General features: G+C 67.8%; 22 protein-coding genes, 1 tRNA gene and 1 pseudogene. 12 read left to right on the forward strand and 12 right to left on the reverse strand.

The features are described 5' to 3' along the window. Positions 1–52: 52 nt before the first annotated feature. Positions 53–754, reverse strand: a complete 702-nt coding sequence (locus ACH438_RS02220; protein WP_397000207.1) for a MazG family protein — start codon at positions 752–754, stop codon at positions 53–55. A 16-nt stretch (positions 755–770) separates the two neighbouring features. After that, a complete protein-coding gene (gene mfd, locus ACH438_RS02225; RefSeq protein WP_397000209.1) occupies positions 771–4388 on the reverse strand; it encodes a transcription-repair coupling factor in 3618 nt (1205 codons plus the stop codon). A 194-nt stretch (positions 4389–4582) separates the two neighbouring features. On the opposite strand from mfd, the gene ACH438_RS02230 reads away from it, so the two are divergent. After that, positions 4583–5533, forward strand: a complete 951-nt coding sequence (locus ACH438_RS02230) for a hypothetical protein (protein ID WP_397000211.1) — start codon at positions 4583–4585, stop codon at positions 5531–5533. Between the two features lie 58 nt (positions 5534–5591). On the opposite strand, the gene ACH438_RS02235 is transcribed toward ACH438_RS02230, so the two are convergent. Next, the gene (locus ACH438_RS02235) at positions 5592–6239 is read right to left on the reverse strand and encodes a TetR family transcriptional regulator (protein ID WP_397000213.1); all 648 of its coding nucleotides are present in this window, start codon (positions 6237–6239) and stop codon (positions 5592–5594) included. A 202-nt stretch (positions 6240–6441) separates the two neighbouring features. Beyond that, positions 6442–7071, reverse strand: coding sequence for a TetR/AcrR family transcriptional regulator (locus tag ACH438_RS02240; protein ID WP_397000737.1), 630 nt, complete (start codon positions 7069–7071; stop codon positions 6442–6444). 293 nt (positions 7072–7364) lie between these two features. On the opposite strand from ACH438_RS02240, the gene ACH438_RS02245 reads away from it, so the two are divergent. The 6 genes from ACH438_RS02245 to ACH438_RS02270 all read left to right on the forward strand — a co-directional run bounded on the left by ACH438_RS02245 (position 7365) and on the right by ACH438_RS02270 (position 11844). Then, positions 7365–7435 (forward strand) — tRNA-Gln (locus ACH438_RS02245). A gap of 105 nt (positions 7436–7540) precedes the next feature. After that, positions 7541–9001 (forward strand): bifunctional UDP-N-acetylglucosamine diphosphorylase/glucosamine-1-phosphate N-acetyltransferase GlmU, encoded by a 1461-nt coding sequence (gene glmU / locus ACH438_RS02250; RefSeq protein WP_397000215.1) that lies wholly within the window; start codon positions 7541–7543, stop codon positions 8999–9001. Between the two features lie 33 nt (positions 9002–9034). Next, positions 9035–10015, forward strand: coding sequence for a ribose-phosphate diphosphokinase (locus ACH438_RS02255; protein WP_397000217.1), 981 nt, complete (start codon positions 9035–9037; stop codon positions 10013–10015). A gap of 181 nt (positions 10016–10196) precedes the next feature. After that, complete coding sequence (locus ACH438_RS02260) at positions 10197–10529, forward strand: hypothetical protein (RefSeq protein WP_397000219.1); 333 nt, start codon at positions 10197–10199, stop codon at positions 10527–10529. A 74-nt stretch (positions 10530–10603) separates the two neighbouring features. Continuing rightward, positions 10604–11209, forward strand: coding sequence for a hypothetical protein (locus tag ACH438_RS02265; RefSeq protein ID WP_397000221.1), 606 nt, complete (start codon positions 10604–10606; stop codon positions 11207–11209). Positions 11210–11211: 2 nt separating this feature from the next. Then, complete coding sequence (locus ACH438_RS02270; protein WP_397000223.1) at positions 11212–11844, forward strand: DUF2461 domain-containing protein; 633 nt, start codon at positions 11212–11214, stop codon at positions 11842–11844. On the opposite strand, the gene ACH438_RS02275 is transcribed toward ACH438_RS02270, so the two are convergent. From ACH438_RS02275 to egtA, 5 genes and pseudogenes are all read right to left on the reverse strand, one after another. After that, positions 11813–12202: a hypothetical protein gene (locus tag ACH438_RS02275; RefSeq protein WP_397000225.1), complete on the reverse strand. Its 390-nt coding sequence runs from the start codon at positions 12200–12202 to the stop codon at positions 11813–11815. The genes ACH438_RS02270 and ACH438_RS02275 overlap by 32 nt on opposite strands. Positions 12203–12254: 52 nt before the next feature. After that, on the reverse strand, positions 12255–13226 hold the full coding sequence (gene egtD / locus ACH438_RS02280; RefSeq protein WP_397000227.1) for an L-histidine N(alpha)-methyltransferase: 972 nt from the start codon (positions 13224–13226) through the stop codon (positions 12255–12257). A gap of 500 nt (positions 13227–13726) precedes the next feature. Next, positions 13727–14287: pseudogene (locus ACH438_RS02285) on the reverse strand (hypothetical protein); the annotation flags it as partial. Then, positions 14287–15624 carry an ergothioneine biosynthesis protein EgtB gene (egtB, locus tag ACH438_RS02290; RefSeq protein WP_397000229.1) on the reverse strand — a complete coding sequence of 446 codons (1338 nt, stop codon included), beginning with the start codon at positions 15622–15624 and terminating at the stop codon, positions 14287–14289. The pseudogene ACH438_RS02285 and the gene egtB, both read right to left, overlap by 1 nt. Continuing rightward, complete coding sequence (egtA, locus tag ACH438_RS02295) at positions 15621–16916, reverse strand: ergothioneine biosynthesis glutamate--cysteine ligase EgtA (RefSeq protein ID WP_397000231.1); 1296 nt, start codon at positions 16914–16916, stop codon at positions 15621–15623. The genes egtB and egtA overlap by 4 nt, the downstream gene beginning before the upstream one ends. A gap of 357 nt (positions 16917–17273) precedes the next feature. Between egtA and ACH438_RS02300 the strand changes: the two genes are divergently transcribed. Continuing rightward, positions 17274–18461, forward strand: a complete 1188-nt coding sequence (locus tag ACH438_RS02300; protein ID WP_397000233.1) for an aminotransferase class V-fold PLP-dependent enzyme — start codon at positions 17274–17276, stop codon at positions 18459–18461. Positions 18462–18535: 74 nt separating this feature from the next. Beyond that, positions 18536–20182 (forward strand): fatty acyl-AMP ligase, encoded by a 1647-nt coding sequence (locus ACH438_RS02305; protein WP_397000235.1) that lies wholly within the window; start codon positions 18536–18538, stop codon positions 20180–20182. 23 nt (positions 20183–20205) lie between these two features. On the opposite strand, the gene pth is transcribed toward ACH438_RS02305, so the two are convergent. The 3 genes from pth to ACH438_RS02320 form a co-directional block, all read right to left on the reverse strand. Further along, a complete protein-coding gene (pth, locus tag ACH438_RS02310) occupies positions 20206–20787 on the reverse strand; it encodes an aminoacyl-tRNA hydrolase (RefSeq protein ID WP_397000237.1) in 582 nt (193 codons plus the stop codon). A 24-nt stretch (positions 20788–20811) separates the two neighbouring features. Then, positions 20812–21414, reverse strand: a complete 603-nt coding sequence (locus ACH438_RS02315) for a 50S ribosomal protein L25/general stress protein Ctc (RefSeq protein WP_397000239.1) — start codon at positions 21412–21414, stop codon at positions 20812–20814. Between the two features lie 231 nt (positions 21415–21645). Next, positions 21646–22125, reverse strand: coding sequence for a lysophospholipid acyltransferase family protein (locus ACH438_RS02320; RefSeq protein ID WP_397000739.1), 480 nt, complete (start codon positions 22123–22125; stop codon positions 21646–21648). Between the two features lie 11 nt (positions 22126–22136). On the opposite strand from ACH438_RS02320, the gene ACH438_RS02325 reads away from it, so the two are divergent. The 3 genes from ACH438_RS02325 to ACH438_RS02335 all read left to right on the forward strand — a co-directional run bounded on the left by ACH438_RS02325 (position 22137) and on the right by ACH438_RS02335 (position 25026). After that, positions 22137–22700 carry a TetR/AcrR family transcriptional regulator gene (locus ACH438_RS02325; protein ID WP_397000241.1) on the forward strand — a complete coding sequence of 188 codons (564 nt, stop codon included), beginning with the start codon at positions 22137–22139 and terminating at the stop codon, positions 22698–22700. A 64-nt stretch (positions 22701–22764) separates the two neighbouring features. Further along, a complete protein-coding gene (locus ACH438_RS02330; RefSeq protein WP_397000243.1) occupies positions 22765–23337 on the forward strand; it encodes a Uma2 family endonuclease in 573 nt (190 codons plus the stop codon). Between the two features lie 60 nt (positions 23338–23397). Beyond that, a complete protein-coding gene (locus ACH438_RS02335; RefSeq protein WP_397000245.1) occupies positions 23398–25026 on the forward strand; it encodes a peptide chain release factor 3 in 1629 nt (542 codons plus the stop codon). Positions 25027–25171 lie beyond the last annotated feature (145 nt).

A 25171-nucleotide genomic window follows, 5' to 3' on the forward strand; every position in this document is an offset into this window, starting at 1 on the left:
GAGGCAACACTGCCGCAATCCCACCAAATGTGCTGTGGCCCAACTCAGGGGGTCAGCCGCGCGGCCAGTACCGCAGCCAGTCCGCCGAGGTCAGGGGACGCCGTTCGGCACGATCGTTTTCCGCCGCGTCCTCGGCGGCGCGAATCTTCGCCGCGAATGCCAGAGTGGCCTTGCGCAGCTGTTCTTCGGCGCTGCCGGGGCCGCCGAGGTGGATGACACGTAATGCTTCGGGGATCAACTCTTCCGGTAAACCCCCCTTGCTGCTGCGGGAGCGGACCTTCTCGGCCAGGGCCAGGGCGGGCTGCGCCATGGCGATGCCGTCCAGGCAGGAGCGGCGGGACTTCTCCGCGGATTTCCGCTCGTCCCAGGCGCGTTCCTGCGCGGCGACCTTCTCCTCGATGCTCGCGGCCGGGTCGATGCCGTTGTCCACCAGGTGCGGGCTGCGGTGCACCAGCTTCGCGACCAGGGCGGCGGCCACGTCGGCGACGGTGAATTCGCCTGCGGCCTCGGCGATCCGGGAGTGGAACAGCACCTGCAGCAGCAGGTCGCCCAGTTCCTCCTTGATGGTCTCCGCATCGCCGTCCTGGATGGCGTCGAGGAGTTCGTAGGTCTCCTCGAGCAGGTACGGGCGCAGCGAATCGTGGGTCTGGGTGATCTCCCAGCCGCCGAAACGCCACAACCGATCCATCACGTCGACGGCCTCGGCCAGGCCCTCGGTGAGCTGAGCCGTCGCCTGTGCGCGGTCCAGGGTCATCGAGTCGTCTCCAAGGTCATCGCGCCGCCGAGGCCTCGGACGCGACCCGGACATCCACGGCCCCGGGCGCTTTGCCGTCCAGCGCCAGCAGCAGATCGGCCACGAACTGCAGCACCTGCACATCGCGCACCCGCGCGGCGCCCACACTGTCCTCCACCCGCGGCAACGGCAACTGCACGATGCCGGTCGCCGCGCGGTAGGTGGCATTCGGGTAGAGCCGCTTGAGCCGCAGCTGCTTGGAATCGGGTAGCTGCAGCGGCGACACCTTGAGAGTGGTTCCGGTGACGCCGATTTCGGCGATGGCGTACTCGCGGGCCAGCAGGCGCAGCTTCGCCACCGACACCAGGCGGCCCACCTCCACGGGCAATGGCCCGTACCGGTCGACCAGTTCCTCCACCACCGCGGCCAGACCCGAATCGTCCTGGGCGGCAGCCAGTTTGCGGTACGCCTCCAGGCGCAACCGGTCCGAGGCGATGTAATCGGGCGGAATGTGCGCGTCCACCGGCAGATCGATGCGCACCTCCTTGGCCTCCTCGTCCACCGTGATGGGCCGGCCGTCGGCGGCGGCGCGGTACGCCTCCACCGCCTCGCCCACCAGGCGCACGTACAGGTCGAAGCCGACGCCGGCCACATGCCCGGACTGCTCCGCGCCGAGCACATTGCCCGCACCGCGAATCTCCAGGTCCTTCATGGCCACCGCCATACCCGCGCCCAGATCCGAGTTCTGCGAAATGGTCGCCAGCCGGTCGTAGGCGGTCTCGGTGAGCGGCTTCTCCGGCGGGTACAGGAAGTACGCGTACCCGCGTTCCCGCGAGCGGCCCACGCGGCCACGCAGCTGGTGCAGCTGCGAAAGACCCAGCGCGTCCGCACGTTCCACGATCAGGGTGTTGGCATTGGAGATGTCCAGACCGGTCTCGATGATGGTGGTGCACACCAGCACATCGAATTCCCGCTCCCAGAAGCCCTGCACGGTCTTCTCCAGCATGTCCTCGTGCATCTGGCCGTGCGCGACCGCCACCCGCGCCTCCGGCACCAGATCGCGAATCCGCTTGGCCGCCTTGTCGATCGAGGACACCCGGTTGTGCACGTAGAACACCTGGCCGTCGCGCAGCAGTTCGCGGCGCAGCGCGGCCGCCACCTGCTTGTCGTTGTACGCGCCGACATAGGTGAGGACCGGATGCCGCTCCTCCGGCGGGGTGAGGATGGTCGACATCTCGCGGATGCCGGCCAGGCTCATCTCCAGGGTGCGCGGAATCGGGGTGGCGGACATGGTGAGCACGTCCACGTGCGTGCGTAGCGCCTTGATGTGTTCTTTGTGCTCGACGCCGAACCGCTGTTCCTCGTCGATGACGACCAGGCCGAGATCCTTCCAGCGCACCCCGGTCTGGATGAGCCGGTGCGTGCCGACCACGACATCCACCTCGCCGACCGCCATGCCGTCGATGATCTCGCGCGATTCCGCGGCATCGGTGAAGCGGGACAGGCCCTTCACATTCACCGGGAAACCGGCCATGCGCTCGGTGAAGGTCTGCAGATGCTGTTGCGCCAGCAGGGTTGTCGGCACCAGCACCGCGACCTGCTTACCGTCCTGCACCGCCTTGAAGGCGGCGCGCACCGCGATCTCGGTCTTGCCGTAGCCGACATCACCGCAGACCACCCGGTCCATGGGGACCGACTTCTCCATATCCGATTTCACCTCGGCGATGGCGGTGAGCTGGTCGACGGTCTCGGTGAACGCGAACGCGTCCTCCATCTCCTGCTGCCACGGCGTGTCGGGGCCGAAGGCGTGACCGGGCGCGGCCTGCCGGGCGGCGTACAGCTGCACCAGCTCGGTGGCGATCTCGCGAACCGCCTTGCGCGCCTTGCGTTTCGTATTCGCCCAGTCCGAGCCGCCGAGCTTGGACAGGCTCGGCATCTCGCCGCCCACGTAGCGGGACAGCTGATCCAGGGAATCCATGGGCACGAACAGCCGGTCACCGGGCTGGCCGCGCTTGCCGGGGGCGTATTCGATGACGAGGTACTCGCGGCGGGCGCCGCCCACGGTGCGCTCGATCATCTCCACGAAGCGGCCGATGCCGTGCTGATCGTGCACCACCATGTCGCCGGAGCTCAGTGCCAGCGGGTCCACCTGATTGCGGCGGCGGGCGGCGAGCTTCTTGCCTTCGCCGGGCGCGGTGACCCGGTTGCCGGTGAGGTCGGATTCCGCGATCACCACGAGTTTGGCGTCGTCGAAGATGATGCCGTCGTGCAGCGAACCACACAGCACACCGACCAGTCCGCGGACCGGTTCCGCACCGGCCTCGAGTGCGGCGGCCGGCACCTCGGCATCGGACAACCGCTCCAGAATGCGTTGCGCCGTACCGTGACCCGCCACCACGATGACCGCCCGGCCGCCGGTCGCCACATGCGCGCGCAGCGACGCGAAGATGGTGGCGACCAGTTCCTCGGAGCCACGCGCCGACGCCGCCGACAGCACCGGCAGCACGATCTCGTTCGGATCGTCCGCGGCCAGCGGGCTCAGCGTCCACCACGGCAGGCCACGCTGCTCGGCATCCGCGCGCACCACATCGAGCCCGCGGTACGACGAGGCCGCCAGATCCAGGCCGTGCGCGCCCAGCGGGGCCGCCCCGCCGAACGAGGCCGCCGTCCACGACGCCTCCAGGAACTCCTGACCGGTGCGCACCAGATCGGCGGCGCGGGTGCGCACCTTCTCCGGATCGCACAGCAGCACATGGGTTCCCGCGGGCAGCGCCGCGGTGAGCAGCCGCAGCTCGCCGGGCTGCAGCACCGGCAGCAGCGCCTCCATCCCCTCCACGGGGATGCCCTGCGAGATCTTCTCCAGCATTTCCACCAGCGCGGCGTCCGCCGGATTCTCGGCCGCCACCTCGGCGGCCCGCGCCCGCAGATCGTCGCTGAGCAGCAACTCCCGGCACGGCTGCGCCACCACCAGCTCCACCGGCACCTCCGGCAGCGACCGCTGATCGGCGATGGAGAAGGCGCGCACCTCCGACACCTCGTCGCCCCAGAACTCCACGCGCACCGGATGATCCGCGGTGGACGGGAACAGGTCCAGAATGCCGCCGCGCACCGCGAACTCGCCGCGCTTGCCGACCATGTCCACCCGCTCGTAGGCGAATTCCACCAGCCGCGTGAGCAATTCGTCGAAGTCGTGTTCCGCGCCCCGGCGCAGCACGATCGGCTCGATATCGCCGAGCCCGGCCGCCATCGGCTGCATGAGCGAACGCACCGTGGTGACCACCACGCGCAGCGGTTCGGTGAACCCCGGATCTTCCGGATGCGCCAGCCGGCGCAGCACCTGCAAGCGGCGGCCCACCGTATCGGCGCCCGGCGACAGGCGCTCGTGCGGCAGCGTCTCCCACGAGGGGAACACCGCGACGCCCGCGCCGAGCATCTCCGACAGTTCGGCGGTCAGATCGTCGGCCTCGCGACCGGTCGCCGTCACCACCACCAGGGGGCGTTGCCCGGCAATGGTCGCGGCCACGAACGGCCGCACCGCCGAGGGCGCCACCAGCATGGCCGAGTCCCGCCCGATCAGGCTCTCGACCTGCTGGAGGGCGGTATCGGCACCGGCCACCGCGGCAAGGCCGGCCAGGGGCGGGCGATGGGTCGACATGAGGCAGACTCCTGGGCGCAGATCAGCGTTTCAGACGGCCAGCCGAGTCTAGTAGTTGTCACCGACAGCGGGTGATCCGCCGCAGGTGCAAACAGGACGAGCCGAATCGGCTGTGATACCAATTGTCCGCGGGGCAGGAGATTTCGGGGCCCTGTCCGGATCGCCTCGACACACCCCGGAAGTTCGGGGACGCCATGACGACACCGCCGCAGGATCCACGCTACGGGCACCAGGGTTACGGGCAGCCCGCGTACGGCCGGCCGCAGTCGCCACCACCGCAGCAACTTCCGCCGCAGTCGCCACCACCGCAACAGCTCCCGCAGCAGCAACAGTTCCTGCGGCAGTTCACCCGGCAGCCGTCGCCGCCCCCGCCCCGGAAGAGCCGGCTCATCCTGCTGGCCGTCCTCGGCGCGGTCGTGATCCTGGCGCTCGGCGCCGTGGTGGCGATCGTGGCCACCCTGTCCGACGACGGGATCAAGCGCGCGACCCCCGCCACCCGGACGAGCAGCCCGGCCACTCCCATCGCCCCGGCCCCCGCCGCGGAGACCACCTCGGCCGCGCCCGCCGCCGCGCCGAGCACCGCGGACCTCACGGCACTCCTGTTGTCCGAATCCGATGTGCCGAGCGCCTGGACGGAGACGCCCGACCGGGAGAACTGGGATGATCCGGACGACGCGAACAAGGTCTCCGGCGAGACGCCCGACTGCACCACGCTGCTCCGCCAGTACTCGACCCCGGGCGCCCCCGCGCTGGCGAAGGCGAAGACCGCGTTCGCGCGGACCGGCACGGTTTCCGGTCCCACCGTGAAGACTTCGGTGCAATACGAAACCGACGATCAGGCCGAAGCCGACTTCCAGCAGGAGAAGAACGTCTTCGAGAAATGCCCGGCCGTCATCTACGACGGACTCCGCATCAGCTACACGAAGACCGGCGGAACACCCAGTGCCGGAGACGAAATCGTCGGCTGGCAGCTGGACGCGACCACCGACGGCGGCGGCCGGGCCAAGGGCCTGCACTACGCCGCCCGCTCCGGCAACAAGCTCTGGATCTTCGACTACAACGCGAACAGCACCGACTACGTCGACAGCGAGGCCACCACGGTCCTGAACAAGGCGCTGGACAAGTGGAAGGCCGGCGTCAAGTAGCCGCCGGGACGGGGGTTTCCGGGGCTTGCCCCCGAAGCTCCCCCGCGGTTGGCTCAGTTCATTGGACGTAGCGGCGCAGGCGGCGCGCCGCGAATTCCCTGAAGTACGCGACCTTTTCGTCCGGAACGATCGACGGCAGCAGGAAGTACCAGGCGCGTTCCATGCGCGTCGCCATCTGGTCGATGGACTCGGTGCTGACCGCGACGATGTGCACGCCGGTGGTCATCTCCTGCAGCAGCAGGCCGATGGTCTCCGGATCCAGGCCCGCTTCGAGATCGCCTTGGGCGATGGCCCTTTCGGCGAGCAGCCGGTGCGTCTCACCCCAGGTCTTGGCGATGTTCTCGCCGCCCGCGCCGCGATAGTCGCCGATCTGGTGGGTCAGCTTGAGCATGGCCCCGACCATCGGGTCGTTCATGGTGAGATCGGCTACCACATAGGTGATTCCGATGCAGGCCTCCAGCGCCGGCACCCGCGGATCGAAGAATCCCTGACAGGCGCTGACCAGCCGCTCGTTGCCCTGATCGACCACGGCGCGGGCCAGCTCCTCCTTGGAGCCGAAGTGAAAGTACAGGGCGCCCTTGGTCACATTCGACTGCGCGATGATCTCGGACAGGGACGCGTTCGCGTAGCCCAGCCGCAGAAAGACATCGGCCGCGCCCGCGAGGACGGAATCGCGAGTGATCTCCGCACGCGCTTGCCTAGCCATCAGATCCGCCTGTCATCAAACCAGCCATCCTGAAGTAGACCGACATCCCGAAGTTGACCGACATCACAGTTCGAACAGCACTCGTAGGATGGGTGAACCGTACCACCCGGCTGCCGGATGCCAGCCGATTCGAGCATTCGACCCGTCCTCCTTCGCAATTCGCTGGTTAACTGTCCAGTTCCGCCCCGGTACCGACGGATTATCAGACCGAGGGGTTCTTCAACCCTTTGCCGCTGGGCCATTCCGAGCCCAGCTTCGGGTCCGCCTCCAGATGGGTCAGACCGTTCCAGCAGAGGTTCACGAGGTGCGCAGCTACCACTTCCTTGGAGGGAGATCGCTCGTCCAGCCACCAGGTGGCGGCGGTCGCGACCATGCCTACCAGCGCTTGCGCGTAGAGGGTGGCCAAACTCGTATCGAAGCCGCGGCGTTCGAAATCTCCGGCGAGGATGTGCGCCACCTGATTCACCGCTTCGTTCAGCAGACTGGAGTAGGTGCCCTCGGCCGCGGAAACCGGCTGGTCTCGCATGAGGATCCGGAACCCATCGGTCCGCTCCTCCATATATGTCAGCAACGCCAACGCCACCTGCTCCAGGCGCACCCGCGACCGGTTCTCGATGAGCGATTCGGTGATCATGGCGAGCAGCGTGGACATCTCGCGATCCACCACCACGGCGTACAAACCTTCCTTGCCACCGAAGTGCTCGTACACCACGGGTTTCGAGACCTGCGCCCGCGCGGCGATCTCCTCTATCGAGGTCGCGTCGTACCCGCGCTCGGCGAACAGCGCCCGCCCGATCTCGATGAGCTGCTGACGGCGCTGAGTCCCGGTCATGCGCGCCCGCGCCGGCCGGCTCCCGTCCGTCGTCATCGCGCTAATCCGCCTCTCCGCGCCTTTTGCCGATATGTCAGGTGTAACTCGGTTTGCGTCGCGGACCGGCGGTCGGCGACCCTGCCGAGTTCGCCCGTACCCCCGGAGTTACCCGGACCCTGCCAATCTGCTGTTGCGTTCCCAAACTTACGGGACAGCGACGCGCTGGCCGAACGCAACACGTCCGACCGGTCCCCCGAAGCGGTTCGACGAATGGGGCTGGTTCATGCGAGGATTGGCCCCGCATGACGCTGCAATCCGCCGTGGTGTAATGGCAGCACAACTGATTTTGGTTCAGTTTGTCCAGGTTCGAGTCCTGGCGGCGGAGCTCGCGAGCAGGGTCACTATCGTTGGCCCCGCACATCGCTGACCCACCACTGTGGCTAAGCAACGACAAGAACTCAGCACGATGACCGGCAGCCGAGGGAGATCCATGCCACAGCAGACCGCCGTCGTCGTTCTCGCCGCCGGAGCCGGAACCCGAATGCGGTCCAAGACCCCCAAGGTGTTGCACCCGCTGGCCGGCCGCAGCATGCTCGCGCACGCGCTGCATGCGGCGAACGAGATCGATCCGACGCACCTCATCACCGTGATCGGGCACGACCGCGAACAGGTCGGCGACGCGGTGGGCAAGGTGGGAGCAGAAATCGGCCGCCAGATCGTGTTGGCGGTCCAGGAAGAACAACGCGGCACCGGGCACGCCGTGCAGTGCGCGCTCACCGCACTGCCCGCCGGCTACCAGGGCAATGTCCTGGTCACCTACGCGGATGTGCCACTGCTGGATGGGCACACGCTGAACGCCCTGCTCGACGAGCACAATTCCTATTCTGACGGTTCCGCGGTCACGGTGCTGACCTTCGTGCCCGAAGATCCGAACGGATACGGCCGCATCGTCCGCGATGCCGAGGGTCATCTGCTGGAGATCGTCGAGCACGCCGACGCCACTCCGCAGCAGGCCGCCATCACCGAGGTCAACTCCGGCGTCTACGTCTTCGACGCCGCTGTGCTGCGCGTCATGATCTCGCGCATCGATACCGCCAATGCCCGCCACGAGCTGTATCTCACGGATGTGCTGAAGCTGGCCCGCGAGGCCGGGCATCCGGTTCACGGTGCGCGACTGCTGGACTGGGCCAAGGTGACCGGCGTCAACGACCGGGTGCAACTGGCCGGCGCGGCGCGCACGCTGAACCGCTACATCCTGGAACGGCACATGCGGGCCGGGGTCACCATCATCGATCCGGCCACCACCTGGATCGACGGCAATGTGGTCATCGGCCGCGACGCCGTCATCCGGCCGGGCGTACAACTGTTGGGCGACACCGTCATTGGCGAGGACGCCGAGATCGGCCCGGACTCCACCCTCACCGACGTCACCGTCGGCGACGGCGCGAAGGTGATCCGCACGCACGGCGAGAAGTCCAAGATCGGACCGGGCGCCAGCGTGGGCCCGTTCGCCTATCTGCGGCCCGGCACCTCGCTCGGCGAGGACGGCAAGATCGGCACCTTCGTGGAGACCAAGAACGCCACCATCGGCGCGCACTCCAAGGTCCCGCATCTGACCTACGTCGGCGACGCCACCATCGGCGAGTACAGCAACATCGGCGCGTCCAGCGTGTTCGTCAACTACGACGGGGTGAAGAAACACCACACCACCGTCGGTTCACATGTGCGAACGGGAAGCGACACGATGTTTGTCGCTCCGATAACGGTGGGTGACGGCGCGTACTCGGCAGCGGGTACTGTACTGCGCAGAAATGTTCCTCCGGGTGCCCTCGCGGTATCGGGTGGAGCTCAGCGCAATATCGAGGGCTGGGTGCAACGGAATCGACCGGGCACCGGTGCGGCGGAAGCCGCCGAAAAGGCCAACCGTGAAGACGGCGATGACGGCCAATGAGATTACCGACGAGCAAAAGGATGGCGAACGTCAGTGACCGCGTTCTCTACCGATAACCAGAAGAACCTGATGCTGTTCTCCGGACGCGCTCATCCCGAGCTCGCCGAGGCGGTGGCCAAGGAACTCAACGTCCACGTCACCCCCCAGACCGCACGCGATTTCGCGAACGGAGAGACCTTCGTCCGGTTCGAGGAATCGGTACGTGGCTCCGACGCCTTCGTGCTGCAGAGCTTCCCGGCCCCGCTGAACCAGTGGGTCATGGAGCACCTGATCATGATCGACGCGCTCAAGCGCGGGTCGGCCAAGCGCATCACCTCGGTGCTGCCCTTCTACCCGTATGCCCGGCAGGACAAGAAGCACCGCGGCCGCGAGCCCATCTCCGCGCGCCTCATCGCCGACCTGCTCAAGACCGCGGGCGCCGATCGCATCATCACCATCGACCTGCACACCGATCAGATCCAGGGCTTCTTCGACGGCCCGGTCGATCACATGCACGCCCAGGTGCAGCTGGCCGAGCACGTCCGCAACAACTACGACCTGTCCAACATCACGGTCGTCTCGCCCGACGCGGGCCGCGTGAAGGTCGCCGAGAAGTGGGCCAACTCGCTCGCGGACGCGCCGCTGGCGTTCATCCACAAGACGCGGGATCCGCTGGTGCCCAACCAGACCGTGGCCAACCGCGTCGTCGGTGAGGTCGAAGGCCGCACCTGCGTGCTGATCGACGACATGATCGACACCGGTGGCACCATCGCCGGCGCGGTCCGGGTGCTCAAGGAGGCCGGGGCGAACGATGTGATCATCGCCGCCACCCACGGCATCCTCAGCGCCCCCGCCTCCGAGCGCCTCGCCAACTGCGGCGCCAAGGAGGTCGTGGTCACCAACACGCTGCCCATCGACGAGGACAAGAAGTTCCCGACGCTGACCGTGCTGTCGATCGCCCCGCTGCTGGCCATGACCATCCGCGAGGTCTTCGAAAACGGTTCCGTCACCGGCCTTTTCAACGGGAACGCGTAACCCGCGCACCGCACCCGGACACGAGAGCCCTCCCGCGCACGCGGGAGGGCTTTTTCGTGCGCGGAGACCTGGCGCGAGTTTGAAACGGGCTCGTATGAATCGGGCGGGTCAGGCGGTAGCGTTGAACGCGGACTCAGGGTTTGCTACTGGTGCGCTGAAAGGCGCGGAGAGGTGGTGCCGAATGGCCGACCGGCCCGATGAGGACGACGCCCGCCTGATGGACGAGGTCTTCGACACCGACCAGGTCTTCGACAGCGACGTCGACAATGTCGACTACGACCTCGGCGACGACGATCAAGAGGACGAGATCCGCGAGTACGAGCGGTACATCACCGACCCGCCCCGGGACCTCGTCATCACCAATCGCGAGAGCGACGACGAGGGCCGCCTGGGCATCGGCGCCGAACTCGATCAGGAATGGACCCGCCGTCGCCGGCGCGAGGAGAACGCCGCCGAGGACGACCGGCCCGCCGAGCTCGCCGCTATGGACATAGTGGACGAACCGGGCGACTGAAACGTGTTGCGCAGAAGGCCCCGCATTGTGATACCCATGTGAAGGCTTGACACCATCACGAGGAAGGGCTCGATATGAGCACGCCGCCGAACGAACCCGGTACGGGACCGGACGACATGTTCAAGAAGCCCGAAGCCCCGGCCACGCCGGAGGGCGAGACGCCCGCCGGCGAGACGTTCAAGTACCCGCCCACCGACCAGCCGCCGAGCGGATACCCGACCTACCCGGCGGGGCCCGAAGCGCAGCAGCCGTACGGGCAACAGCCTTATGGTCAGCAGCCTTACGGGCAACAGCCGTACGGGCAGCCGGCGGAACCTTACGGTCAGCAGCCCTACGGCCAGCCGCCGCAGCCCTACGGTCAGCAGCCGTACGGGCAGCCGCAGCCTTACGGGCAACCGGCGTACCAGCCGTACCCGTCGCAGCCCTACGGCGAGATGCCGCCCCCGCCGCGGACCGGCGCCCAGACCTACTCCATCATCGGATTCGTCTGTGCCGCTATCGCACTGCTGTTCTGCCCGCCCGGTTTCGGCATCGCCGGCATCGTGCTGGGCATCGTCGGCAACAAGAAGGGCGAGCCGCTGGGTAAGTGGGCCGCCATCGCCGCGGGCGTGTGCATGGTGATCGGTTTCGGTATCGGCCTGGCGATCTACGGTTCCGGGGTCATGCCCAAGAATAAGTAGCCATGGCGCAATTCACCGGATTCCCGCTCACGGGACTCGATTTCTACGAGGACTTGGAAGCCGACAACTCGAAGGCCTTCTGGAATGCGAACAAGCAGGTCTGGGAGGAGTCGGTCCGGGACCCGATGAAAGCCCTTGCGGCCGAATTGGAGAACGATTTCGGCGAGGCCAAGATTTTCCGGCCGTACCGGGATGTCCGGTTCTCCAAGGACAAGTCGCCCTATAAGGATCATCAGGGCGCGGTCGTGCATTCCTCGGCGGGGGCGGGCTGGTACGTCCAGATCGGGGCGGCCGGATTGTTCGTGGCGGGCGGCATCTACGGCCCCTCGCCCGATCAGCTGGCCGGCCTGCGCACCACCATCGACAATGACGTGCGCGGGCCGGAGCTGGAAGCCCTGCTGTCCCAGCTGAACTCGAAGGGGTACAGCATCGGCGGGGACAAGCTGAAGACCAAGCCCAAGGGCTACGACCTCGACCATCCGCGCATCGAACTACTGCGGCACCGATCCCTCGTCGCCAGCCGGGAATTCGGCGCGCCCGAATGGCTGAACACGCCGCGCGCCGGCAAGGAGATCCGCAAGGCCTGGGAGCAGTTGCGGCCGCTCATCGAGTGGCTGGCGGCCGTGACGGGATGACCCGGGCGCCGCTCACGGTCATGATCGCGAGCGAGCCGGTGGTCACGATGGCGATGGTCTGCCAGCGCGCGGTGCGATTGTCGGCGCATTGCAGGCGGAAATCGGGGTTGCTGCAGTTCGATTCGGCGGCGCACAGGGATTGACCGGTCCAGGTGTGCCGGGGCGCGAGCACGGTGCCGCAGTCGACCGGGCCGGCCGGATGCGGGAGGGGCACCAGGATCAGGGCGAGAGCGCCGAGCAGGAGCAGGGTGCCGCCGCCGAACCACAGGCGTTCCCGGCTCCAGCCCAGCAGCAGCGGCAGGGCCAGGCAGAATGCGACGACGCCCAGGGCGAGGCCGAATATCTCCCACGGCTTCACTGCCTCCGATACTAAATCGGAGGCAGTGCGGCGGTGCCGTGAATGCCGGTTTCTAGCGGCGTTCGGCCAGCAAAAGTGCGAACCGGTCGTCTGCGTCCGTCCAGATTCGCTCGGTGGTGAAACCGGCTGCGGCCAGCTCGCTTTCGAGACCTTCGCGGCGGAATTTGGCGGAGATCTCGGTGCGCAGCTGTTCGCCCTTATCGAACTGGACGGTCAGTTCTAGCTCGGGGATTTCGACCGTCATGGATTCGGTTGCCTCCAGGCGCATCTCGATCCACTCCTGCTCGGCATCCCACAACGCCACATGCGCGAACTTCTCCGGGTCGAAGTTCGCACCCAGCCGGGCATTCAGTACATGCAGCACATTCCGATTGAATTCGGCGGTGACACCGGCCGCATCGTCGTACGCGGGCACCAGCACCGCGGGATCGATGACCAATCCCGCGCCCAGCAGCAACTGCTCGCCCGGTTCCAGCACATCGTGAATCGCGCGGAGGAAATCCGCCCGCTCCGCCGGGACCAGATTGCCGATGGTGCCGCCCAGGAAGGCGATCATGCGCCGGCCGCCGCGCGGCAGATTGTCCAGCGTGGCCGTGAAATCACTGACCACACCGTGCACGTTCAGCTGCGGGAACTCCTCCGCCACCTCCGCCGCCGACGCGCTCAGCGCCGCACCGGAAACATCCTGCGGCACATAGGTCCGCAACGGCCCACCGGCGGTCAGCGCCTGCAACAGCAGCCGGGTCTTGGCCGCCGACCCCGCCCCCAGCTCGACGAGGATCTCCGCCTGCGCAACCTGCGCGATCTCCCCGACCACGCGTTCCAGCAGCGCCCGCTCGGTCCGCGTCGGGTAATACTCCGGCAGCTCGGTGATCTTCTCGAACAGCTCACTCCCCCGCGCGTCGTAGAACCACTTGGGCGGCAGCCACTTCGGCTCCGCCGTGAGCCCGAGCCGCACATCCTCGCGCAGCCCAGCCGTCAGATCCTCGTCGGTCAAATGAACTTCCAGCGTCGCCGAACTCATGAAAAAGCCTTTCCACTAAGTTTTTCCAGCGGCTCCACACTCAGCCGCCCGACCCGCGCCACCACCAACTGCCCTTCGGCAATCGCCAACCAGCCCGGATCATCGTCATAAGCTTCCGAAGCCACCACCACAAACCCCTCACCAGCAAGAACCGCCAACGAGTGATGCCTGGTAGTGGCCCAAACCGTCTCCCCATCCCCCAACAGCAAATTCAGCCGCGCCCCCGGCTCCTCCGCCAGCACCGCCGCGGTCACCAGCCGCAACGCGACCTCGGGTGGCAAGCCGCCGGCGGCCGCCGCGCCCCCGGAACCGGAGACGTTCGCCCCACCCGCCACCGAGGTCCGGCTCCACGCCGCCACCCGCGGCGCGCTCCCCGATACCGCAGACACGCTCACGCTCGACCCGAAGGCAACCGACGACGCGGACGAAAAGGACTGCACCGCGCCGTCATCCGCCAACGTGGCTTGCTCAGCCGCACCGCCCGGAGACTGCCCGTCGGTGAGCAACCCGTGCAGGATCACCCACAGGGCGGCCGAATCCGTCAGCGATTCCGCCTCGAGCAGCGATGGCGAACCGAATTGCGCCGCTACGGCAGTCAAGACTCGCCTCCAGTTCGGGATCGCGCCGTTGTGGCTGAAAGCCCAGCGGCCGTGGGTGAACGGGGCGCAGGCAGCCCGTTCGACCGGCATACCGACGGTCGCCGAGCGGATGGCTGCCAGGACGGCGGTCGAATGTAGTTGCGGCAGCACCTCATCGACGGCCGGGTCGGTCCAGATCGGGGCGGCGTTCCGATATCGGCTGGCAAGCAGGGCATTGGCCGGATCGGAGGACGCGGCGGGCGCGGGGGTGAGGCCGCCGTGCCATGTCACGCCGGGGCCCTGGGTGTGCACGGCGGGGTCCGCCGGATGCCACCAGGCGACGCCGAAGCCGTCGGCGTTTATTGTTCCGCCGCCGCGCATTTCGCGGGGGGCCCAGGATTGGGTGCGGAGGGAGTGGGGGCCGCGCGTGAGGAGGTCGCCGACCGCGGTGGGGGGACCGAGGTAGGCGAGGTGGCGGCACATCAGCGTTCGTCCGATCTCAAGTCTCTGGCCAGGCGGAAACCGGAGAAGATCTGGCGGCGGATGGGGTGGTCCCAGTTGCGGAAGGTGCCGCGGCTGGCCACCTGGTCGGCGCCGAAGGAGCCCCCGCGCAGGACGCGGTAGTCGCCGCCGTAGAAGACCTCGGAGTATTCGCGGTACGGGAAGGCGTGGAAGCCGGGGTACGGGTCGAAGCCCGAGGCGGTCCACTCCCAGACGTCACCGATCAGCTGATGCACGCCCGCCGGCGAGGCACCGGAGGGGTAGGCGCCGACGTCCGCCGGTTCCAGGTGTGCCTGACCGAGATTCGCGAGCGAATCGTCCGGATCTGCGTCGCCCCAGGGGTAGCGGCGGGTGCGGGCGGTAGCCGGGTCAAAGCGCGCGGCCTTCTCCCATTCGGCTTCGGTGGGCAGGCGTTTGCCCGCCCAGTTCGCGTAGGCCTCGGCCTCGAACCAGCAGACGTGGACCACCGGCTGCTGGGGCCGCAACTGCTGCATGGTGCCGAAAACGCGCCGCCACCAATGACCGCCGCCGTCCTGCTCCCAGAACTGCGGGGACACCAGACCGGCCTCGGCACGATGCGCCCAGCCGCGCTCGGACCACAATTCCGGGCGTTCGTAACCGCCGTCCGCGAGAAAGGCCAGGTACTGCTCGTTGGTGATGGGTGCGGCATCGATGGCGAACCCGGGTACGTGCACCGGATGCGCGGGCCGCTCATTGTCCAGCGCCCACGGGTCGGTATCGGTGCCCATGACGAATTCGCCTGCGGGAATGACGACTTCACCGCTGACCCGCACCCGCGCGGCCGGAGCGGGCGGCGCGGACAGCACGGCCTCCCCGGTACGCAGCTGGTGGGTGGCCAGCATGGTCTCGTCGTGCTGCTGCTCGTGCTGGGCGATCATGCCGAAGGCGAAACCGTCCGACACCAGCTCATTGCCGCGTAAGGGGCTGCGCTCCAGCACATCCCAGACCTTCTCCCGCACGGTGCCCACATACGCGCGGGCCTCCTGCGGATTCAGCAACGGCAGCGCGGGCCGATCCGCCCGCGCATGCTTGAACGCGTCGTACAGCTGGTCGATATCGGCGCGCACGGGTTCGCGCCCGCCCACGTCCCGCACCAGCCAGAGTTCTTCCTGATTTCCGATATGCGCCAGATCCCAGACCAGCGGGCTCATGATGCGCGAATGTTGTGCCACCAGTTCGGCTTCGTCCAGGGCGGTGAGCCCGGCCGTGCGGGCGCGGGCCCGTTCCAGGGTGGTGGCGATCTTCTCCCGTAACCGCTCGGTCTCGGCCCGGTCGGTGCCGGGCAACTGAATACTCATGACAGCACACCTCGTGGTTCGGAATCGTCGAGCGGAGTGCGGCCGCTGCGACATCGTTCGGCGGCGGCGGCCAATTGCCGTGCCGCGCCGGGGGTTGCGGCACGCGCGGCGGCCAGCTCGAGCAGGTCGCTTGCGGTGGAACGCAATTCGGAATCGGCCAGCCCGTGGCATGCGGCCTCGGACCAGCGACCGGCCGTGCCGGCGGCGAGCGTCCTCACCTCGGCGACGGTCGCGGGGGTGGACATGAGCGCGTCGACGGCGTGCACCGGCACCGCCCAGTCCGCCTCCGGCTGGGCGTCGATGTACCGGACCTCGAGGTACCCGGCGGCGCGCACCGGCGGGAACAGCGTGGTCAGGTGATAGTCGAGGTCGGCGCGGTCGGGCCGGCGGTCGAGCTCCCCGTCGAGCGCGCCGCACAGCCAGTCGGCGAAGGTGGCCCCGGCCGGCGCGGTCCAGTCCGCGCCGTCCGAGCGGACGCACAGTAGCGGCACGTCCAGCGCCCAGCGCGCGTAGCCCGCGATGGGATCGGCCCAATCGTGCACGGGTGGCCGGGTACGGAGGTGGTCCAGTCGCAACCACGCCCGCATGCGCTGTGAGGCCCACGTGCCCGGCGGCGCGCCCTCCAGCACGGGTGAACAGGCGAACGCCGCCACCAGGGCCGGTCCGGCGGCGTAGAGGGCCCGCCAGCGCGCGGCGATCTCCCCCCGATCGCTACCGGCGTCGACGCTCACCTGGGTGGCGGCGGTATTGCACATCATGAGCGCGCCGTAGGGCCCGATACCGGCGAAGGATTGCTCCATGCTGCGGTAACGCGGCAACTGCAGGACCCGCCGGGAAGGCCGATGCGCGTCGGCGGCGGCGGAAAAGGTTCGGATGGTGCGGGATTCGAGCAGCTCCCGCAGGCGGGCCGTATCGGACCGCAGGCGCTCACACAGTTCGGCGGCACTGCCGAAGGGGGCACTGGACAATTCGATCTGACCGCCGGGTTCGATGGTGACCCGGCTGCCTCCCGGCAATGGCACCGCCGGGGAATCAGGGGAAATGGACCTTGGCGCATACGGTCCGAGTGCGTCGGCCAGAACTTCCAGGTCGGGACGCGGGTCGGACGCCGAAGACTCACCTTGCGCGGTGAGCCACTCCAGTTCGGCGCCTATGAGTGCCGGTGGGCCCTGCTTGAAACAGATCTTCTCGACATACGCTTCGGCGGCGGCGCGTGAGCTGAACTCGCCGTCGGGCGTCTGTAAGGCAAGACCGTTTCGCAGGGCGTCGGCAGGGGAAGCCGTGAAGGCCATGACCAACCTCCGCTCAACGGATAGTCGCCGTGGGGATCGACAGCGACCCAAACCAGGGTAACGACCACCCATGACAAAAAATCTGACGAATTGGGGAACAGCCCAGCCGCCCCTGCGGATTCCGCGACGTCCGCCGATCGGCGGAAAATGTCGGTATCGACCGAATTCGCCCTGCTCAGCCCGTGAGCACCGGCGCACCTGGAGATCCCCGCGATGCCGGTTCACGAGGCAAGTCCGCAAACCCACGCCAGCGGATATCGGCCATGAATCCACGGCCTCGGCTCACCGCGCACGGCCGCCGGCGAGGGGACCGAACGGTCGCCCCGGGCCGTGCGATCGTTGACTATCGTCGAAAGAGTGCTGGATCTGACTCGCCTCCGGGCCGACATCGCCGCTTTCGACGACTCCACCGAGCCATCCCGGGTGTTCCTGGACAGCGCCGGATCGTCGCTGCCGCCGCGGGTCGTGCTGGACACCATGATCGAGCATCTGCGCCGCGAGACCGAGATCGGCGGCTATGCCGCGGCGAACGAGCGGCTGGACGACCTGCACGCGGTGAAGACGGCGATCGGCGAACTCGTCAATGCCGATCCCGGGGCTATCGCGCTCGGCGACAGCGCAAGTCGCGCGTGGAGTGATTTCTTCTACGCGGTGCCGCTGGCCGCGGGTGATCGAATTCTGATCTCCGGCGCGGATTACGCGAGCAATGCGATCGCGGCCTTGCAGCGGGCCCGGCAGACCGGTGCCGTGGTGGAGACGATTCCGAGCGACAGCAGCGGGCAGCTGGATCTCGACGCGCTCGAATCGATGCTCGACGAGCGCGTGAAACTCGTCTCGCTGCTGCACGTTCCGACCAATGGCGGCCTGGTGAACCCGGTCGCCGAGGCCGCGCGCATCGCGCATCGGGTCGGGGCGCTGGTGTTGCTGGACGCGTGCCAGTCCGCCGGGCAGTTGCCGCTGGACGTGGCCGAACTGGATGTGGACGCCTTGTCGGCCACCGGCCGCAAATGGCTGCGCGGGCCGCGCGGCACCGGATTCCTGTACGTGCGGCCGGAATTGGCCATGTCCATGGAACCGGGCCGCCTCGATCTGCACAGCGCGGAATGGACCGCGCCCGACGATTACACGCTGGCCCCCGATGCAAGCCGGTTCGAATTCTGGGAATGCGATGTGGCCGCCCGCCTCGGTCTCGGCGCCGCCGTGCGCTACCTGCTGGATCTCGGTCCGGCGCAGGTGTACGAGGCCATTGCGGAACGCGCGGCGTACCTGCGCAAGACGCTCCCGGAGATTCCGGGTGTCACGGTGCGGGACCGCGGCACCCAGCACGCGGGCATCGTGTCCTTCACCGTCGGCGAGCTGGATCCGATCGAGGTGCGCGACCGGCTGCGCGCGCAGGACATCACCGTGACGGTGAGCCATCGTTCCTCGACGTTGCTGGATATGAGCGACCGCGGTCTGGCGTCGGTGGTGCGGGCCTCGCCGCACTGCTTTGTCGGGTTCGACGAGCTGGATCGCTTCGTGGAAGCGGTCAAAGCACTCGCGTAACGCCGAAACGGTTAACGGGCCTCCGCGGACGCGGGATATTGGGGTGAGCCGGACGCCGTCTCGAGGAGCCGATCGTGAGCCGCTTCACCGACGAAATGTATGCCACCGCACGCCTGTCCGAGCGCGGTCTCGTCACCGGGGAACCGGACGCGCCGCGCCGCCAGGGCTGGGGCGAGATCCATCGCATCGCCCGGCGCATGGCGGGCGGGCTGGCCGCGGCCGGGATCGGCCACGGTGACGCGGTCGGTGTGCTGGCCGGCATGCCGGTGGATATCGCGCCCGCCTGCCAGGCGATCTGGATGCGCGGCGCCTCCATCACCATGCTGCACCAGCCGACCCCGCGCACCGATCTGGCGCTGTGGGCGCGCGACACCGAAACCGTGCTGCGGATGATCGAGGCGCGGGCGGTGATCCTGGGCGCGCCTTTCGAAGCGGCGGAACCGATTCTGCGCGAACGCGGCATCGCGGTGGTGACCATCGACAGCATGCGCGCGGGCCCGGCGATCGATCCGGTGCCCACCGCGGAATCCGATATCGCACTGCAGCAGCTGACGTCCGGGTCGACCGGTTCGCCGAAGGCCGTGCGGATCACGCACGGCAATTTCTTCGTGAACGCCTACGCCATGTTCGATCGGGTGAAATTCCAGCTCGCCGAAGATGTGATGATCAGCTGGCTGCCGCTGTTCCACGACATGGGCATGGTCGGATTCCTCAGTGTGCCCATGCAATTCGGCGCGGAAGTGGTGTGCGTGACGCCGCTGGACTTCCTGACGCGGCCGCTACTGTGGGCCGAGCTGATCTCCAAATACCGCGGCACCGTCACCGCGGCACCAAATTTCGCGTATTCGCTGCTGGCGCGCCGACTCCGCAATGCCGAGGACGGGGCGCTCGACCTGAGCAGCATCCGGTACATGTGGAACGGCGCGGAACCCGTCGATCCGGACACCATGGAGGCCATGACCGAGGCCGGAAAACGGTTCGGGCTCAACCCGATGGCGCTGACCCCCGTGTACGGCATGGCCGAGACCACCCTGGCCGTGTCCGTCCCCGATCCGGGACTCGGGCAGGTACTCGACGTCGTGGACGCGGACCTGCTGGAGGCGCTCGGCAAGGCGGTCCCGGTGAAGAATCCGGAACACCATCAGAGCGCGATCCGCCGCCTGCCCACGCTCGGCCACCTGGTCGACAATCTGGAGGGCCGCGTCGTCGACGACGAGCGGCAACCACTGCCAGTGCGCAGTGTCGGTGTCATCGAATTACGCGGTCCCGCGGTCACTTCCGGCTATGTGACGGTGTCCGGTTTCCGGCCCGCCCAGGATGCGGACGGCTGGCTCGACACCGGTGATATCGGCTATTTCACCGATGAGGGCCTGATCGTGGTGTGCGGCCGTATCAAGGACGTCATCATCATGGGCGGCCGCAATATCTTCCCCACCGATATCGAACGCGCCGCGCTGCGTATCCACGGCGTACGCCCGGGCAATGCGGTGGCCGTGCGGCTGGACGCCGGGCAGAAACGCGAGAGTTTCGCGATCGTGGTGGAAAGCAACGACTTTCAGAATCCCGACGAGGTGAAACGCATCGAGCACGAGATCGTGCACGCCGTCTTCGCCGATGTGGGCGCGCGGCCGCGCAGTGTCACGGTGCTGGGCCCGGGCGCGCTGCCGAAAACCTCGTCGGGCAAGCTACGCCGCGCGGCGACGGCCGATCGGCTTGCCTGACAAAGGTTTTCAGCGAGCCAGCGTCAGTGCAGCTGGTTCTGGGCTGTTTCGAGGTCGACGCGGAGCAACAGCTCGACGGCGTCGGCCGCCTGTTCCACGATGACCGGAACTTCCTTGCGTTCCGGTGCGGAGAACGGCTTCAGGACGTAATCGGCGGGATCCTGGCGGCCGGGCGGACGGCCGATACCGAAGCGGACCCGCAGGTAGTCCTTGGTGGTGAGCGCCTGCGACATGGAGCGCAGGCCATTGTGGCCGCCCTCGCCGCCACCGCGCTTGAGGCGGATGGTGCCGAAGGGCAGGTCCAGTTCGTCGTGCACGGCGATCACATCGGTGGCGGGCACGGAAAAGAACTTGGCCAGCGCCGCGACGGGGCGCCCGGACAGGTTCATGAAGGAACGCGGCTTGGCGATGAGCACCTTGCGGCCGTCCAGGCGCGCCTCGAGCAGGTCCGCGCCGGACTTCTTGTGCACGGTGAAACGGCCGCCGACGCGCTCCGCGAGCACGTCGGCGACCATGAAGCCGACATTGTGCCGGGTGCGCTCGTATTCGGGTCCGGGGTTACCCAGTCCGATCACGAGCACGGGCCCGGCCGTTGCCTCGGTCATCGAGAACCGTTGTGCGAGACCGAATTACTCGGCGGCAGCCTCGTCGGCGCCCTCGGCCGACTCACCCTCGGCGGCCTCGGCGGCCGGGGCGGCGATGATGTTGACGATCAGCGCCTCCGGGTCACCGGCCAGGGTGACGCCCTTCGGCAGCGCGATCTGGCCCGCGAGGATCTGGGTGCCGGCCTCGACGCCCTCGATGGAGACCTCGATGGACTCGGGGATGTGCAGGGCCTCGGCCTCGATGGACAGCACGGTGGTGCCCTGGGTGACCAGGGTGCCGGACGCGGCATCGCCGACCAGGGCGACGTTCACGTCGGTGGTGACCTTCTCGCCCCGGCGCACGATCAGCAGGTCGGCGTGCTCGATGTAGCGGCGGATCGGGTGCACGACGACCGACTTGGTCATCGCGAGCTGCTTCTGACCCTCGATCTCCAGGTTCAGGATGGCGTTGGTGCCGTTCTGACGCAGGATGGCGGCGAAGGCCTGGGCGTTCACGGCGAGGTGCTTCGGCTCCTCGTTGTGGCCGTACAGCACGGCCGGGACGTTGCCGTCACGACGGGTACGGCGGGCGGCACCCTTGCCGAATTCGGTGCGAACGGTGGCTTCGAGAATGGAAACGTCGGACATGACGATTGGCTCCTACGGCTGTCGGCTTCGGTCTGCATGCGCGTCAGGAGACGGTGGCGTCCTGACTCGTATTGGTCTGCTCGTCGGGCGAAATGGAACGAACACAGACGGCGCGATAGCCGAGCCGCGTCGATCACGGTGGGCAGCTGGTGCCGCACCCTCGCCGAGACAACCCGAGAACTCTAACACGCAGCCCCGAAACCCCTTGCAACGGGGGCCCCTGATGCACTATCAGGCGCTCGCCTTGAAAGTCGTGGCGTAGCAGTCCACATACGGGCGCCCGGACCGCCGCACGATATCAGCCATCAGCTCGTCGGTGGCGGTGCGCACGCCGTGTTGATCGGCGGGCAGGAAATAACGGGGGCGGCCGAAGGAGACACGCACTTTCGCGGGACGCAGGAAACGCCGGTTGCGCGGGTTCACGCGATCGGTGCCGGACAGGACGACGGGAATCACGGGCGCGCCCGTCTCCATGGCGACGCGGATGACACCGGTGCGGCCGCGATAGATACGGCCGTCGGGGGAACGGGTGCCCTCGGGGTGAATGCCCCAGATTCCGCCCTGCTCGAGAATACGGACCGCGGCAGCGAGCGAATCGGAGCCTCTACCGCCGCCGGTCCGGTCGACCGGGACCTGTCCGGTGGCCTTCATGACCCAGCGATTGATCCGGCCGCGGAAGCCACCTTCGGTGAAGTACTCCTGTTTGGCGATGAAGGTGACCTATGAGTGCGGTTGAGCCCCTGCGGGATCGGCTGGTGACAGCCGGCGTGGAAATGCTCGAGGACATCGAGGCGGGTCAGTTGGGCTTGCGCGCCATCGCCCGGGCGGCAGGCGTCTCACACGGCGCACCCCGCCGGTACTTCCCCACCCACAACGCCCTGCTCGCCGCCATCGCCGCCCGCGGCTACGCCGATCTCCGCACCGAAATCGAAGCGGTACAAGCGGATTCGCCACGCGAACGACTGATCCGCACCGGCCTGGCCTACGTGGATTTCGCCACCCGCCGCCGCGAGATGTTCACCCTCATGTTCCGGCACGACCTGCTCGAAGGCGCCGGGGAGAACCTGTGCGAGACCGCCACCCTGCCGCTGTTCCGGCATTGGCGCGGCCTGGTCGCCGCGGCCGTCGACGATCCGTCCGGCGCCCGCGCCCTCAGCCTCTGGACGAACCTGCACGGCATCGCCGTCGTGGTAGCCAACCGCAGTTACGAGGCGATCGCCCCGGGCACCGACGTACCCCTGCTCGTCGAGTGGGCCGTGGCCCAATACCTGGGAACTCCCGCCTGACCCCGGTCACCGTCGACCGTTAGGCTGGGTTCAGGAGATCACCGCAGCCAGGAACGGATGCCAAATGACCGCAACGCTACCGGCATGGATGTATCCGCCGCGGCCTACCGGCTGGGAAGCGGACGACCTGGATCGCATTCCGGACCTGCCCCGTCACACCGAATTGATCGATGGAGCGCTGATCTTCATGATGTCTCCGCAACGGTCGTGGCACGATCGGGTGATCCGACGGCTCACCGCGGCGCTGGAAGGGCAAGTGCCGGAAGGGCATACCGTCGAGGCGCAGATGACCGTGCGGCTGAGCAAGACCAGCCGGCCCGAACCGGACGTACTCATCGGCCGTGTTCCGTACGACCCCGATCGCACCCAATTCCTGCCGGAGCAGGTATTGCTCCTGGTCGAGGTGGTCTCCGACGAATCGATGGAACGCGACCGCGAAACGAAGCCGTTCAAATACGCACGAGCCGGCATTCCGCATTACTGGCGCGTCGAGGACGAGGACGGCAAACCGGCGATTCACTCGTACGAACTGGACGCCACGACGCGCTTCTACGTACCCACCGGGATCCACCGCGGCACCCTCGCGGTCACTGTCCCGCTGACCATCGAGATCGACCTCCTCGGCCTCGCGCGCTGACCGGCCGCGCCGACCAGTACCCTGGAACGGCTGCCATCGTCTGCGCAAAAGGAGTCCCCAGTGAGTTCGCCGAACACCGATGCGACCACCGCACCCAGCACCGGGCGGCTGGCCGACGAGGTGGCGCGGCGGCGCACCTTCGCGGTGATCTCGCATCCGGACGCGGGTAAATCGACGCTCACCGAGGCGCTGGCGCTGCACGCCAAGGTCATCTCGGAGGCGGGCGCGATCCACGGCAAGGCCGGGCGCAAGTCGACCGTCTCCGACTGGATGGAGATGGAGAAGGCGCGCGGTATCTCGGTCAGTTCGACCGCGCTGCAGTTCGAGTACGGGGACTGCGTCATCAACCTGGTGGACACCCCCGGTCACTCCGACTTCTCCGAGGACACCTACCGGGTCCTCACCGCGGTCGACGCGGCGGTCATGCTCATCGACGCCGCCAAGGGCCTGGAACCGCAGACGCTCAAGCTCTTTCAGGTCGCCCGCGACCGCAGCATTCCGGTGATCACCGTCATCAACAAGTGGGACCGGCCGGGCCGCGCGCCGCTGGAACTGCTGGACGAGATCCTCGAGCGCATCGGCCTCACCCCGACCCCGCTGTTCCTGCCGGTCGGTATCGCCGGTGACTTCCGCGGCCTGTTACGCCGCGGCGAAGAGGGCGCGGCCACCGAGTACATCCACTTCACCCGCACCGCCGGCGGCGCGACCATCGCCCCCGAGGAGCACTACACCCCGGAGCAGGCCGCCGAACGCGAGACCGATGTGTGGGAGACCGCCGCCGAGGAGAGCGAACTGCTCTCCGCCGCCGGGCAGGACCACGATCAGGAGATGTTCCTGGCCGGGCAGACCTCCCCCGTCATCTACGCCTCCGCCATGCTGAATTTCGGTGTGCGCCAGATCCTCGAGACGCTGATCGAACTCGCGCCCGCGCCGCGCGCCCGCAAGGACGCGAACGGCGGCGAACGCGGAACCGCGGATCCGTTCAGCGCCGTCATCTTCAAGGTGCAGGCCGGCATGGACACCGCGCACCGCGACCGGCTGGCCTTCATGCGCATCGTGTCCGGCGAATTCGAGCGCGGCATGGTGGTGACTCACGCGCAGACCGGGCGCCCGTTCGCCACCAAGTACGCGCTCACCGTCTTCGGCCGCGAACGCACCACCGTCGACACCGCCTACCCGGGTGATGTGGTCGGCCTCGTCAACGCGACCGCCCTGGCCCCCGGCCACACCCTGTTCGTGGACAAGAAGGTGGAATTCCCGCCCATCCCGTCCTTCTCCCCCGAGCACTTCGCGGTGCTGCGCGCGCAGAGCGCCGGCAAGTACAAGCAGTTCCGCAAGGCCATCGACCAGCTGGATTCCGAAGGCGTGGTGCAGGTCCTGCGCAACGACGCCCGCGGCGACGCCGCCCCCGTGCTGGCCGCGGTCGGCCCCATGCAGTTCGAGGTCGTCACCGCGCGCATGATCGGCGAATACAACGTCGAAACCACCATGGACCACCTGCCGTACCAGATCGCCCGCCGCACCGACGCCGAATCGGCCCCGGAGCTCTCCCGGCAGCGCGGCGTCGAGGTCTTCACCCGCACCGACGGCGTCCTCCTCGCCCTCTTCGGCGACAAGTGGAAACTGGCCTACGTCCAGAAGGAACACCCCACCCTCACCCTCGAAACCCTGGTCGCCGGCGCCGAATAGCCGGAAAATGGGTCGACGCGTCACCGGGGCCCTTGTTAGCCTCGGTGACGTGCAACTTCCCTTCTTCCTCTGAGATACCTCGATGCCCTGACGCGCCCCGAGTGCGTCCTTCATCGAGTCACGGCACACCACACCCTTTCCCGCT

It is taken from the genome of Nocardia sp. NPDC020380, from assembly GCF_044386975.1.
Classification (GTDB): Bacteria; Actinomycetota; Actinomycetes; order Mycobacteriales; family Mycobacteriaceae; genus Nocardia.

Bases quoted from the DNA above. Each gene is read 5' to 3' on its own strand.
- ACH438_RS02220 (WP_397000207.1), bottom strand. From the start codon at position 754: ATGACCCTGGACCGCGCACAGGCGACGGCTCAGCTCACCGAGGGCCTG.
- mfd (WP_397000209.1), bottom strand. From the start codon at position 4,388: ATGTCGACCCATCGCCCGCCCCTGGCCGGCCTTGCCGCGGTGGCCGGT.
- ACH438_RS02230 (WP_397000211.1), top strand. From the start codon at position 4,583: ATGACGACACCGCCGCAGGATCCACGCTACGGGCACCAGGGTTACGGG.
- ACH438_RS02235 (WP_397000213.1), bottom strand. From the start codon at position 6,239: ATGGCTAGGCAAGCGCGTGCGGAGATCACTCGCGATTCCGTCCTCGCG.
- ACH438_RS02240 (WP_397000737.1), bottom strand. From the start codon at position 7,071: ATGACCGGGACTCAGCGCCGTCAGCAGCTCATCGAGATCGGGCGGGCG.
- glmU (WP_397000215.1), top strand. From the start codon at position 7,541: ATGCCACAGCAGACCGCCGTCGTCGTTCTCGCCGCCGGAGCCGGAACC.
- ACH438_RS02260 (WP_397000219.1), top strand. From the start codon at position 10,197: ATGGCCGACCGGCCCGATGAGGACGACGCCCGCCTGATGGACGAGGTC.
- ACH438_RS02265 (WP_397000221.1), top strand. From the start codon at position 10,604: ATGAGCACGCCGCCGAACGAACCCGGTACGGGACCGGACGACATGTTC.
- ACH438_RS02270 (WP_397000223.1), top strand. From the start codon at position 11,212: ATGGCGCAATTCACCGGATTCCCGCTCACGGGACTCGATTTCTACGAG.
- egtD (WP_397000227.1), bottom strand. From the start codon at position 13,226: ATGAGTTCGGCGACGCTGGAAGTTCATTTGACCGACGAGGATCTGACG.
- egtB (WP_397000229.1), bottom strand. From the start codon at position 15,624: ATGAGTATTCAGTTGCCCGGCACCGACCGGGCCGAGACCGAGCGGTTA.
- egtA (WP_397000231.1), bottom strand. From the start codon at position 16,916: ATGGCCTTCACGGCTTCCCCTGCCGACGCCCTGCGAAACGGTCTTGCC.
- pth (WP_397000237.1), bottom strand. From the start codon at position 20,787: ATGACCGAGGCAACGGCCGGGCCCGTGCTCGTGATCGGACTGGGTAAC.
- ACH438_RS02315 (WP_397000239.1), bottom strand. From the start codon at position 21,414: ATGTCCGACGTTTCCATTCTCGAAGCCACCGTTCGCACCGAATTCGGC.
- ACH438_RS02325 (WP_397000241.1), top strand. From the start codon at position 22,137: ATGAGTGCGGTTGAGCCCCTGCGGGATCGGCTGGTGACAGCCGGCGTG.
- ACH438_RS02330 (WP_397000243.1), top strand. From the start codon at position 22,765: ATGACCGCAACGCTACCGGCATGGATGTATCCGCCGCGGCCTACCGGC.